8 protein-coding genes and 1 pseudogene are annotated in these 13305 nt (G+C 54.6%); 5 read left to right on the top strand and 4 right to left on the bottom strand.

Annotated features, from left to right (window positions below; genetic code table 11):
- The first annotated feature begins 89 nt into the window (after positions 1-89).
- Positions 90-2051, top strand: a complete 1962-nt coding sequence (locus CKQ54_RS13605; protein WP_120162820.1) for a glycoside hydrolase family 3 protein — start codon at positions 90-92, stop codon at positions 2049-2051.
- Positions 2052-2060: 9 nt separating this feature from the next.
- Here CKQ54_RS13605 and CKQ54_RS13600 read toward each other — a convergent pair.
- Positions 2061-2240, bottom strand: a pseudogene (locus CKQ54_RS13600) (methyltransferase); the annotation flags it as partial.
- Between the two features lie 410 nt (positions 2241-2650).
- Here CKQ54_RS13600 and CKQ54_RS13595 point away from each other — a divergent pair.
- Positions 2651-4768 carry a TonB-dependent siderophore receptor gene (locus CKQ54_RS13595; protein ID WP_112289984.1) on the top strand — a complete coding sequence of 706 codons (2118 nt, stop codon included), beginning with the start codon at positions 2651-2653 and terminating at the stop codon, positions 4766-4768.
- Positions 4769-4922: 154 nt separating this feature from the next.
- Here CKQ54_RS13595 and CKQ54_RS13590 read toward each other — a convergent pair whose 3' ends face one another.
- On the bottom strand, positions 4923-5513 hold the full coding sequence (locus CKQ54_RS13590; RefSeq protein WP_120164021.1) for a TetR/AcrR family transcriptional regulator: 591 nt from the start codon (positions 5511-5513) through the stop codon (positions 4923-4925).
- A gap of 37 nt (positions 5514-5550) precedes the next feature.
- Positions 5551-6675 carry an HlyD family secretion protein gene (locus CKQ54_RS13585; protein ID WP_120164022.1) on the bottom strand — a complete coding sequence of 375 codons (1125 nt, stop codon included), beginning with the start codon at positions 6673-6675 and terminating at the stop codon, positions 5551-5553.
- Between the two features lie 80 nt (positions 6676-6755).
- Here CKQ54_RS13585 and CKQ54_RS13580 point away from each other — a divergent pair, with 80 nt between their 5' ends.
- The 3 genes from CKQ54_RS13580 to phoA all read left to right on the top strand — a co-directional run bounded on the left by CKQ54_RS13580 (position 6756) and on the right by phoA (position 11585).
- On the top strand, positions 6756-8309 hold the full coding sequence (locus CKQ54_RS13580; protein WP_120164023.1) for a DHA2 family efflux MFS transporter permease subunit: 1554 nt from the start codon (positions 6756-6758) through the stop codon (positions 8307-8309).
- A gap of 264 nt (positions 8310-8573) precedes the next feature.
- Positions 8574-9494: a L,D-transpeptidase family protein gene (locus CKQ54_RS13575; RefSeq protein WP_112289982.1), complete on the top strand. Its 921-nt coding sequence runs from the start codon at positions 8574-8576 to the stop codon at positions 9492-9494.
- A 666-nt stretch (positions 9495-10160) separates the two neighbouring features.
- Entirely contained in the window at positions 10161-11585 is a 1425-nt protein-coding gene (phoA, locus tag CKQ54_RS13570) for an alkaline phosphatase (RefSeq protein WP_120164024.1), read from the top strand.
- 742 nt (positions 11586-12327) lie between these two features.
- Here the strand turns inward: phoA and CKQ54_RS13560 are convergent.
- Positions 12328-13239: a cation diffusion facilitator family transporter gene (locus CKQ54_RS13560; protein ID WP_120164026.1), complete on the bottom strand. Its 912-nt coding sequence runs from the start codon at positions 13237-13239 to the stop codon at positions 12328-12330.
- Positions 13240-13305: the final 66 nt, after the last annotated feature.

The following is a 13305-nucleotide window of genomic DNA, read 5'->3' as shown; positions in this document are numbered from 1 at the left end:
AATATCAGTCAGGTAAATAGGTTATTCCTTAAGCATTAAGTTTCTATATTTATCAATTCTTTATAGACACAAAATAATTAAGGATGATGATGAAAATCAAACCTCTGAACCTGGCTGTTTCTGCCCTTCTGTTTTCCACACCGGCTGCTTTTGCTGATACCGATCAGCCCGAACTGAGTCAGCGGGAAGTGACATTGCTGACCATTGATGGCCTGCAATTTAAAGATCTCAATCACTCCGGCAAACTCGAACCTTATGAGGACTGGCGACTGACGCCGGAAGAACGCGCGGCGGATCTGGTAAAACGTATGACGCTGGAGGAAAAAGCCGGGGTGATGATGCACGGCTCCGCACCGACGGCCAACAGTCCGATCGGCGCCGGGACTCACTATGATATGGCGGCGGCGGAAAAGATGATTTCCGGCGCGAAGGTCAACAGTCTGATCACCCGGTTGTCAGCGGAAGACCCTGCGGTGATGGCAGAAGAGAACAATAAACTGCAGCAGATTGCTGAAAAATCACGACTCGGTATTCCGGTCACCATCAGCAGTGATCCACGCAACTCGTTTGAATATCTGACTGGCGCGAGCACGGCTTCCGGCAAATTCACACAGTGGCCGGAAACATTAGGGCTGGCAGCAATTGGCAATGAAAAACTCACCCGCCGCTACGCCGATATCGTCCGTCAGGAATATCTGGCCGTCGGCATTCGCGAGGCACTTTCTCCGCAGGCCGATCTTGCAACAGAACCGCGCTGGGCGCGGATCAGTGGTACTTTCGGTGAAGACCCGACGCGGGTGCATAACATGGTGCGCGGCTACATCGAAGGGATGCAAAATGGCAGCGATGGCCTGAATCAGGGCAGCGTGATTTCGGTGGTGAAGCACTGGGTCGGCTACGGCGCGGCGGAAAACGGCTACGACAGCCACAACGTTTACGGCAAAAACGCGGTGTTCCCGGGCAATAATCTCAAAGAGCACATCTATCCGTTTACCGGCGCTTTCGAAGCCAATGTCGCCAGCGTCATGCCCACCTATTCCATTTTGAAAAATGCATCCTTTGAAGGCAAACCGCTGGAACAGGTTGGTGCCGGATTCAGCCATCAGTTACTGACGGATATCCTGCGTGGTCAGTATGGTTTCAAAGGGGTGATCCTCAGCGACTGGCTAATCACCAGCAATTGCGAAGACGAATGCCTGAACGGTTCGCCGGAAGGCAAAGAACCGGTCCCTGGCGGTATGTCCTGGGGCGTTGAAAACCTGACGCCACAGCAGCGTTTCGTAAAAGCGGTGAAGGCCGGTGTGGATCAGTTTGGCGGCGTGACTGACTCCCAACTCCTGGTGAATGCGGTCAAAGAAAAACAGCTGACGCAGCAACGGCTGGATGAATCCGTGGTGCGCATCTTAGAACAGAAATTCCGCACCGGACTGTTTGAAAATCCGTTTGTGGATCCTCAGAAAGCGGTGAAAACCGTCGGACGCGCAGACTGGCAGAAAGAAGCCGATGCGGCGCAACGTCACTCCCTTGTTTTACTGCAAAATACCGGTGACCTGTTACCGCTGAAAAAAGGCAAAAAAGTGTGGCTGTATGGTATCGAACCGAAAGCCGCACAGGCCGCAGGTTTCACCGTGGTTGATGCGCCTGAAAAAGCCGATGTCGCGTTGATCCGCGCTCATGCACCTTATGAACAACCGCATAAACAATGGTTCTTCGGTAAACGCCACCATGAAGGTTCACTGGCCTTTACCGATGACAATGCCGATTATCAGGCCATCGTAAAAGCCAGCAAAGCGGTACCCACGGTGGTCACGGTGTACCTCGACCGCCCTGCCATTCTGACCAACGTGAATGACAAAGCAAAAGCGGTGATCGGTAATTTCGGGGTCAGCGATGCGGTGCTGTTTAGCCGTCTGACCAGCAGCGAAGCGTATACCGGCAAACTGCCGTTCGAGCTGCCGTCATCGATGGAAGCCGTGCTTAAACAACAGTCGGATATGCCGCATGACAGCGAAAACCCGCTGTTTGACATTGGCTTTGGTCTGGCGCGTTAACGCCCGCGTTTAGCTGACTACCCTCGCCAGCACAAAACCGTCCCAGCCTTTGCTGCCGACGGTTTGCAGCGCGGTGGCAGATAAGCGGGGTTCCTGCTCAATCATCTCAATAAAGCGGCGAACGCCTTGTACACGGGCGTCGTCGCTATGCGGATCGACAACCGCGCCGTCCCTCACTGCATTATTTCCCGATCTCGGTCGTGAACTTTTTCGATTTTAATAAACTCACTCTTAAAGCTAATCCGTAACTGCGGTTTTGTCTGCGTTTTCAAGGGAATTCTTCAGATTTAGCGATGCGGCAGGCACATCCGATATCCATTGCCTGAGTAAGGTTGTTCGTAAAACAATCAAAAAGCCCCTGCTTTTCATCATGATAAACCTGCGCCAGTTCACACTTTTAGAAGAAACCCCCCATGAATTTGTAAAATAATAATGATAACAATTATCATTAAGTTTAACATTCGTCTCGTTTTCGTTAAGCCATACCGCGTTATTGCACCACGTCTTTCGCGCGGAACCCTGTTGGCTTTTTGGGTCTATTTCACACGCATCAATTAATCACCTGATGATTTATCAGGTTATTTATAGGGAATATGAATATGTTGTTGGCTTTCCCCCTCAAACGCTCGGTGCTTATGTGCGCCATGGCGCTGGCCGTTCCGGCTGCATCAATGGCTGCCGAAGATACGGTGGTTGTCAAAGCCGCACCTGCTGATACCGCAGATGCCCCGACGCAGGGTTACAGTGCAAAAACCAGTAAAAGCGCGACCAAAACGGATCAGCCGCTGATCACTACCGGTCAGGCCGTGTCTGTCGTGACCCGTCAGCAAATGACCGACCAGAACGCCACCACGGTGAACGCTGCACTGAACTATACGCCCGGCGTCTTCACCAACTTTGCCGGTGGCGCAACGCGTTATGACACAATTTCCCTGCGCGGTTTCCACGGCGGTGACGTCAACAACACCTTCCTTGATGGCCTGCGTATTCTCAGCGATGGCGCAACTTACAACTCCATTCAGGTTGATCCGTGGTTCCTCGAACGTATTGATGTGGTGAAAGGCCCGTCTTCTGCGCTTTACGGCCAGAGCATTCCCGGCGGTGTGGTGATGGAAACCACCAAGCGCCCGCAGTTTGCTGAAGAAGGTCACTTCCAGCTTTCCGGTGGTACACAAAACACCAAAGGCGGCGCGTTCGATTACACTAACGCGATCAACGATCAGCTGGCATTCCGCCTGACCGGTATGACCCGCAGCAGCGACACGCAGTACGATCACCAGCGAGAAGAGCGTTACGCGATTTCTCCGCAATTACTGTGGACGCCGGATGAAAACACCTCCCTTTTACTGCGGGCTTATCTGCAAAAAGATCCGTCCGGCGGTTATCACGCCGCAGTGCCTGCCGACGGCAGCCTGTACGGTCAGAAACTGAGCCGTGGTTTCTTCGATGGCGAAACCACCCGCAACCAGTTCAAACGCTGGGAGCAGATCTACAGCTACGAATTCCAGCACGCGTTTAACGACGTATGGTCATTCCGCCAGAACGCCAACTACACCCATTCCAATACCGAACTGGATCAGGTGTATCAGGCTGGCTGGAACGCAGACCGTACGCTGATGAATCGCTACTATTCCGGTGAGAAATCGTCTCTGGATACGTTTGCTATCGACAACCAGCTGGAAGCCGATTTCGCCACTGGCGAACTGGCACATAAAGTGGTTCTTGGCTTTGATTATTCCCACTTTATCAACGACGTGAAATCTGATGGTGCCACCGCTGAGCCACTTAACCCGTACACCGGTGTGGGCGGCGATGCCCTGGATTATTACAGCCATTCACGCGGTAAAAACCGTTATGAGCAGATGGGCACTTATCTGCAAGATGAAATGAGCTGGAACAAGTGGTATCTGACCCTGTCAGGCCGTTACGACACGCTGAAAACCTCCAGCCGCAGCTACGAAAGCATTTACGGCACGCAGAGCAACAGCGAACGTAAAGACGAACACTTCAGCAGCCGCGCTTCCCTGCTGTACGCCTTCGACAGCGGGATTTCTCCGTACGTTAGCTACAGCCAGGCGATGACCCCATCTGCCCTGCCGGGCGCTGATGGCACCCTGCTGAAACCGATGCAGAGCGAGCAATACGAAGCCGGTATCAAATACCAGCCGGTCGGCACGTCCGATATGTACAGCGCGGCGTTGTATGATCTGACGCAAAAAGACGTGGGTAACCGCGTGGTGGTCGGCAGCTATTACGAGCCGGCAGGGAAAATCCGCTCACAAGGTCTGGAGCTGGAAGCCAAGAAACAGGTTACCGAACGCTTCAACGTGATGGCCGGTTATACCTATAACAAAGTGCGTATCCGTGATGCCGCCGAAAACAACGGCAACACGCCGTATGTGACGCCAAAACAAATGGCGTCCATCTGGGGTCAGTACAACACGCCGATTGGTGTGGATATGGGTGCGGGCGTGCGCTACATCGGCACACAATGGGCGGATAACGAAAACACCCGTCATATGCCTTCCGCCACGCTGGTTGATGCATCACTGCGTATGAATCTGGTGCAGTTTAATCCGCAGCTGAAAGGCGCGTATGTGCAGCTGAATGCCAACAACCTGTTCGACAAGAAATATGTCGCAGCCTGTTACGGCACCAGCTACTGCTACTGGGGTCAGGAACGTACTGTGGTTGCTACAGTAGGTTATGATTTCTGATAGATTTTTTCAGCTCCTCCCCCTGCGAAGGGGGAGGCTGGGAGGGGGTTTTAAGGGCTAACACCTTGTTTAAGAAAACCTTAACTTTTTGATTTAGAACTTAATACCCCACCCCAACCCTCCCCTTCGCAGGGGAGGGAGCGATTCTGAGAGTTTATTCTTCCGGCAAATTCAGCCGCGCTTTCACCGTCTTCCGCGCATTTCCCAGCAACGCATCCGAAGCTTCACGATCCGGTTCGCAACGTGCCAGCGACAAGCTGCCCATCAGCTCTGCACTGACTGATATCGCCGTGGTGTGCGGATCCTCAACGCCCATCTCTGTCAGCTGACGTAAAATCATCCCACGGATCCGTTCGATTCCCCGCGCAAACTCCGCCTGGCAAGCTGCCGGCATACGGGGTGTTTCCGAGGCCAGCGCTGAAACCGGGCAGCCCTGCGCACGGTTATCACGGTGCCATGGCGACAGATAGAAATCGATATACCCCGCCAGTTGCTGCTGTGCGGTCAGCCCCTGATTATCTTTATCCCAGCGCGCCATCACCTGATTAAACATCTGTGTGATAGCCGCTTCGATCAGGGCATCTTTCGAGGCAAAGTGCGCATAGAACCCGCCGTGCGTCAGCCCGGCTTTACTCATCACGCCAGCCACGCTGACCTGCAACGGCCCTTTGGCGCGGATAGCTTTCGCCGCTTCTTTCACGATCCGCTCGCGGATTTTAGGTTTATGTTCACTTTCATAGCGCATAGTCAGGCCCTGATCATCAGAAAATTGCCGTCATAGTTTACCTGACCGCATCGGTTAACGAAACGCGGGCATCCACCGATAATCCCGGACGCAGCGCCGCTAAATCCGGCTGACCGGCATCGAGACGAATACGCACCGGCACCCGTTGAACAATTTTGGTGAAGTTACCGGTGCCCGGCTCAAACGGCAGCAGCGCAAATGTCGAACCGGAACCCGGCGCGAGGCTGTCGACTTCACCGCGAAACGTCACACCCGGCAGCGCATCGACATGGACATCCGCCCGTTGTCCCGGTTGCATTCTGCCGGTCTGCGTCTCTTTAAAATTGGCTGTCACATAAATTCCCTGCTCCGGCACCAGCGTCATCAGCCGCTGACCGGGCGTGACATAATCGCCCACCTGCACCTGACGATTTCCCGCCACGCCATCCACGGCTGCAAAAATCGTGGTGTGATTGAGATCCTGTTGCGCCAGATCTTCCGCCGCCTGCGCTTTCACGACTGCCGCATTCGCCAGCGCCAGCGCGGCTTCAATCTCAGCGCGTTTTGCATGTGTGACTGCCGCCTGATTTTGCGCCACATCCAGCATGGCAGCGGCGTGTGCCGAGGTCTGTTCAGCGGTCACGGCGGTGGTTTTATAGCGGTCGGCATCATTACGTGACGTCGCGCCGCTGACCGCCAGCGACTGATAACGCTGCTGTTCGGCTTCGGCATGCTGCTGCTCGGCGCGGGAGGAACGGATTGCCGTGCGTGCCGCGTCAATCTGAGTCAGTGCCAGCTGTTCCTGCGCCTGCTGGCTGAGCAATGCCGCCTGCTGTTGGGCGACCTGCGCCCGCGCATCTTGAAGATCGCCGCGTGCCGCATTCAGGCGTGCTGTAAATTCCTCGCTGTCGATCATGACCAGTTTATCCCCTGCATGAACCTGCTGGTTGTGCCGCACCAGTACCTTTGCCACAAACCCCTTCACTTTTGGCGCGACGGTGGTCGCATCAGCCGTCAGATAGGCATCGTCGGTTGATTCCGATGCAGGCGCGGCCAGCAACCAGGCAGCACCGCCAAGGGCAACAGCCAGCGCAATGCCGCTAACCACAAAGATCCGCTTTGAACGTTTACCGGATTTTTTTGCCGGAACCGCGATCCCTTCACCTGCTGTGGTTTCATTCATTTTTATTCTCGCTCATTGCATGATGGTCATCATATTAATATGATACTCATCATACAAACAAGCCCCGGAATCTCACAAAAATGTCTGCCACTCTGACACCATCCGCAACGCTCTCGCCTGCGGATTACCCGACCTCACGCAAGTTTCTGATTTTCAGTATTATGGCGTTCGGCATGTTCCTGGCGCTGATCGACATTCAGATCGTCGCCGCCTCGTTAAACGATGTGCAGGCCGGGCTGTCTGCCGGACCCGATGAGATCAGCTGGGTACAAACGTCCTACCTGATCGCCGAACTGGTGATGATCCCTTTCTCAGCGTTTCTGACGCAGGCGCTTTCCACCCGCTGGCTGTTCAGTGCCTCTGCCGCCTTGTTCACGCTCAGCAGTATCGGTTGCGGATTGTCGTGGAATATTGAATCGATGATCTTCTTCCGCGCTTTGCAGGGCTTTACCGGCGGCGCGATGGTACCGACTGTTTTCGCCACCGGTTTTGCCATGTTTCAGGGTAAACAGCAGGCACTGATCCCGGCGATCCTTGGCATGGTCAGCGTGCTAGCGCCGACGCTCGGGCCGACGGTCGGCGGCGTGGTCACGCAGTTACTCGACTGGCGGTGGATTTTCTTCATCAACATCCTGCCCGGCATTCTGGTGGCGACCGGTGCGGTACTGTTCATTCATGTTGATAAGGCTGATTATTCGATGCTTAAACGCATTGACTGGGTGCATTTATTGTCGATGGCGATAGCCCTTGGCTGTCTGGAATACGTGCTGGAAGAAGGTCCGCGCAAGAACTGGTTCAGCGATCCACAGATCCAGATATCAGCCTGGTTCTCGCTGGTGGCTTTTGTCCTGTTCCTCGAACGCTCCTTTTATTCCAAAAACCCCATCGTGCGCCTGACGCCTTTTCGCGACCCAACGTTCACCTTCGCCTGTCTGTTCAATCTGGTAGTCGGGTTCGGGCTGTATGCCTCTACCTATCTGACCCCGGTGTTCCTTGGCCGCATCCGCGATTTCAACAGCCTGGAAATCGGGACGACGGTGTTTGTGGTCGGCGTCGGGCAGTTTTTCAGCACGATTATTGCCGCCAGATTAATCAACCGCGTTGACCGCCGGTTGCTGATCGCCGTGGGATTATCCGGTTTCGCACTGAGTCTGTGGCTGACCACGGCTGTCACCACATTCTGGGGATCGGAACAGTTTTTCTGGCCGCAGGTCGTGCGGGGATTATTTATCATGTTGTGCATCGTACCGAGCGTGAACATGGCGCTGACCGCGTTTCAGGGGCCGGAACTGCGTTACGCATCCGGTTTGTTTAACCTGATGCGCAATCTGGGTGGCGCGATTGGTATTGCTACCGTGAATACCTGGTTGCAGGACTGGACACGGGTACATGCTGCGCGTTTCGGTGAAAGTCTCGGACAATATAGCGACAGCGCGCAGGAAGTGATTGGTTCGCTGGCGCAAAGGATCGGTCATCTCATGCCCGACACCGCGCAGGCCTTACTGATGGCGAAAGGTTTGTTCGGCGCCAAAGTGGCCGCGCAGTCTCTTACCCTGGCCTTTAACGATATTTTTCAGGTGATGGCCTGGATGTTCCTGGCGGCCCTGATCATGGTGCCGTTTTGCCGTAAATGAGCAGACGAATGTAAATAAATGTGGAGCCTGCGTCAAAAAATGCGTTTAGCTGAGGGAACTTTTCCAACAAGGTGAGAAAGCTTTGGCCTGTTTGAAATAAATCCTTATAATTAGCGGCCCTGAAATGCGATTCGTTACACATACTGAGTCCCTTTCAAGTGCTATGTGCAAGTACACTATCTTTCCGGCCGGTTTAGACTGCGTCGGGGGGGAATTAACATCCTGACAACAACTGCCAGTGTGGCATTAACGACCAACGAAAATATGAAAATGAGCATTCGCGCAATCCTTACCCTGGTTTTGGCAGTTGCTGCATATAGCCAGGCGTCTTTTGCTGTGGTCTACCCTCTTCCGGCCAATAACGGTCGTCTGGTCGGTGAAAACATCACAGTCACTGTTCCTCAGGGCAGCAGCCTGCCACTGGAACATTTCGCAGCGCAATACCAGATGGGTTTGAGCAACATGCTCGAAGCCAACCCTGGCGTTGACCCGTTCCTGCCAACTCCTGGCACCGTGCTGACCATTCCTCAGCAACTGATCCTGCCGGATACTCCGCACGATGGCATCGTGATCAACAGTGCTGAAATGCGTTTGTATTACTACCCTAAAGGCACCAACACCGTAGTAGTTCTGCCAATCGGTATCGGTGAGTTGGGCAAAGACACCCCGATGAACTGGGTAACGACCGTTCAGCGTAAAAAAGCCGGCCCGACCTGGACGCCAACCGCGAAAATGCATGAAGAATATGCTGCACGTGGCGAATTCCTGCCAGCCGTCTTCCCTGCTGGTCCGGACAACCCGATGGGCCTGTACGCGCTGTACGTGGGTCGTCTGTATGCCGTTCACGGCACCAACGCCAACTTCGGTATTGGTCTGCGCGTGAGCCACGGTTGTGTGCGTCTGCGTGATGCTGACATCAAATGGTTGTACGACAACGTGCCGCAAGGTACTCGCGTTCAGTTCATCAACGAACCGGTGAAAGCCACCATTGAGCCAGACGGCAAACGTTACATTGAGATCCACAACCCGCTGTCCTCTAACCAGGAAGAGTTTGATTCCCAGCAACCGCTGCCAATCACTCTGACCGGCAGCGCAAGCAGCGTTGCGATGGATCCTGCGGTTAACCAGACTGTGGTTCAGCGCGCGATCGAGATGCGTTCCGGTATGCCGGTTCAGGTCAACTGATAGCGTCTTTGATGTCTTTGTGAAAAAGCTCCGATCTTCGGGGCTTTTTTTTTGCATAGTGCCGATGCAAAGGGCGGCGGCTCAGTTGCACTGAAAAGCTGTGCCGAGAAAGTTTCGGTTTCTCAATTGCACTGAAAGCCGCAAAATCCCGCCGCTGCGCGGTTCCCTTCGTTCGGGTTACAACCCGCGCACAAAGACGCGCGGTTTTCCACCTCTCCTCCGGCGGAATTTTGGAACCGGCCTCAGACTTTTACTTCACAACCTCACTCACTTCATTCTTTAAAAAGCCGCGGGCGATTCAGAAAGTTTGCTGAACGGAGCGGCCTGGAGACCAGAGGCTCCAGGACCGAGTGAAGGAACCGCAAAGCGGCTAGCTTTCCAGCCTGTCACTGCGGCAGCTGAAACATAGCCAGCGAGCAGAGCGCGCAGTAAAAGAGCCCGGGATTCTTAAGGGTGGTGGCGATAAGCCACCCTTAAGGCCAGTTTGGGTGGCAACCCAAGGTATTGACCTTGAAGTTGAAGTTGAAGTTGAAGTTAACCCCCAGTCTCACCACCAACCCGGTGCCTGTCATTAAACCGTCACAACTCTCCCTTAACCTTCCGGTAACAAAAAATATCTATATGTGTTTTTTTATTTCCGACGGTTTATAAAAAGGAGTTTTGACAATGCAACAATCTGTATCTCTGATCGCCCGTGCAGTGACTGCCGCCCTGCTGCTTTCCGCCTCTGCCGCCTCCCTCGCCGCTGAAACTGACACGCTGACTGACCGCGCCGCGAAAGGCGTGCTGACAGAACCGGGTGGCGCACGCCGCCTGAGCGGTGATCAGACCGCCGCGCTGAAAGCATCGCTGTCCGACAAAACGGTGAAAAACGTCATTTTGCTGATTGGCGACGGCATGGGTGATTCTGAAATTACCTCTGCGCGTAACTATGCCGAAGGTGCAGGCGGCTATTTCAAAGGCATTGATGCCCTGCCGCTGACTGGCCAGTACACACATTATTCTCTGGACAAGAAAACGCAGAAACCGAGTTATGTGACTGACTCCGCCGCTTCCGCCACTGCCTGGACAACTGGCGTCAAAAGCTATAACGGTGCGATTGGCGTGGATGTAAACGGTAAGGATCACCAGACCATTCTCGAAATTGCCAAAGCGGCGGGTAAAGCCACCGGCAACGTTTCTACCGCTGAATTGCAGGATGCCACACCGGCAGCGCAAATCGCCCATGTCACCTCGCGCAAATGCTACGGCCCGGAAGAAACAGCAGAGAAATGCGCCAGCAACGCCCTGGAAAACGGCGGACGCGGTTCCATCACTGAACAATTGTTGCAGGCTCGTTCGGATGTCACGCTGGGCGGCGGCAGAAAGTCATTCAGTCAGCTGGCGAAAGCCGGTGAGTTCCAGGGGAAATCACTGAAAGACCAGGCGCTGGCGCAGGGTTATGTCTGGGTAGAGAACGCTGAACAGCTGAGCGCAATCACGCAGGCAGACCAGAAGAAACCGGTGCTGGGCCTGTTTTCCGAAGGCAACATGCCGGTTCGCTGGCAGGGGCCGAAAGCCACTTATCACGGTAATATAGATAAACCTGCCGTGACCTGTGAAGCCAATCCGCAACGCACCGCAGATATCCCGACGCTGGCGGCGATGACAGAAAAAGCCATCGACCTGCTGAAAACCAATCAGAACGGTTTCTTCCTGCAAGTTGAAGGCGCATCAATTGATAAGCAGGATCACGCCGCCAACCCATGCGGACAGTTTGGTGAAACGGTCGATCTGGATGAGGCCGTACAGAAAGCGCTGGAGTTCGCCCGTCAGGATGGCAACACGCTGGTTATCGTCACCGCCGACCACGCCCATTCCAGCCAAATAATCGAAACCGACGCCAAAGCACCGGGCCTGACGCAGACGCTGACCACCAAAGACGGCGCGCCGATGACCATCAGCTACGGCAACTCCGAAGATGATTCGCAGGGACATACCGGGACTCAACTGCGCATAGCCGCGTTCGGGCCGCATGCGGGGAATGTGGTCGGTCTGACAGATCAGACAGATTTGTTCTATACGATGCGGGATGCCATGGCGATCAAGTAATGTAGGATAGCCGCTGCATTTGGGCGGCTTTTCAAAAGCCTAAAATTCTAAAACCTTGGGTTGTTATCCAAACGGGCCTTAGGGTCAAGACCTTGGGTTGCCACCCAAACTGGCCTTAGGCTCAAGGTCGTGGGCTCGCCGCCCACACTGGCCCAAAGGTCAACACCTTGGGTTGCCACCCAAACGGGCCTCAAGAGGCGCCTATCGCCGCGCCTCTTAAGGATCTCCGGCTCTTTTACTGCGCGCTCCGCTCGCTGGCTATGTTTCAGGTATCGCACCGACAGGCTGGAAATCTTGCCGCTGCGCGGTTCCTTCTCTCGGTCCTGGAGCCTCTGGTCTCCAGGCCGCTCCGTTCAGCAAGATTTCTGAATCGCCCGCACGATCTTAAATTCAAAAACGGAATGGATTTATCTTTTAGATGAGTTGATTGGCGTGCTCAAAATTCAGCTGAACGGAGCGGCTTCGAGACAAGAGGCTCGAAGACCGAGAGAAGGCAGTGCGAAGCACCTGGATTTGCGCCACGCACGATTGCATCAGAACATGTCCGTCATACCCGCGACAGCGCGCAGTGAAAAAAGCGCGGAGTCCAGAGGCCCGCGCGTTACCGGGTCTCTGGTCGGTGTGGGCCGACGCCCACGGTCTTGACCTTAAGGCCAGTTTGGATGACAACCCAAAGTCTTGGCCAGTTTGGGTGGCAACCCAAAGTCTTGGCCAGTTTGGATGGCAACCCAATGCCTAAACCTTAGTGCAATAAATTATCCAGTCTGTCGTCATCAATCCCGTCCGGCTCCAGATGTGCCGTGACATCCGCTGACTTGAACAGTTTGCTTACCGCCATTTCAGCGGCATCACCGATATCGTGGCCGATATCCACCGTCAGTGCGCCATCAACCTCAACGTGAAACTCGACAAATACGCGGTCGCCGCCGTTGCGGGTGCGAATGTCATGCACGCCGCGTACACCTTCGACACTTAATACTGCCGCTTTCACGCGCTTACGGTCATCGGCACTCAGTTCCCTGTCCAGCAGTTGTTTCAGCGCATCCGCCGCCATACCGCGGGCGTTCCAAAGCATGTAGAAGGAAATCAGCAGTGCGCCGATGGAGTCGGAACGCGTCCAGCCGAAATAGCGTTCGAAAATCAGCGCCAGAAGAACAGCGATATTCACCGCGACATCCGTCACGTAGTGCGCGCGGTCAGCAGCAATCGCCGTCGAGCCGGTGCGTTTCACCACGTACGTTTGCATCAGCACTAAACCGGTGGCCGCCAGAGAGCTGCCGATGATGACCCAAATCCCGAGACCAAGCTGCGCCAGAGGTTCCGGGTTAATGATACGGCCGATGGATTCACCGCCCAACACCAGCCCCGCCGCACCCAGCAGCAAAGCCTGAACAAAGGCGGCAACGGCTTCGGCTTTGCCGTGCCCGTAGCGATGGCCTTTATCTGCTGGCCGGATGGCGTAACGCACACCGATTAACGTCACCATCGACGCAAGCACATCGACCAGACCGTCGGCTGCTGACGTCAGCAACGCAATCGAACCGGTGGCAGCCCATGCCCAGACTTTTACGCAGACCAGAACCAGCGCCACACATAGGGAAACCAGCGAGGCAATACGTGTCAGCCCTTTGTAGGACGGTGCTGGACGGCTCATGGTTTGCTCCTGCGGAGCAGATATTTTTGGGAAGTGATCACAAGAATTTCCTGAAGCAAAGAATCA

The sequence above is a fragment of the Rahnella variigena genome (genome assembly GCF_003610915.1).
GTDB lineage: Bacteria > Pseudomonadota > Gammaproteobacteria > Enterobacterales > Enterobacteriaceae > Rahnella > Rahnella variigena.
This window is presented reverse-complemented; position numbering and strand designations above follow the sequence as displayed.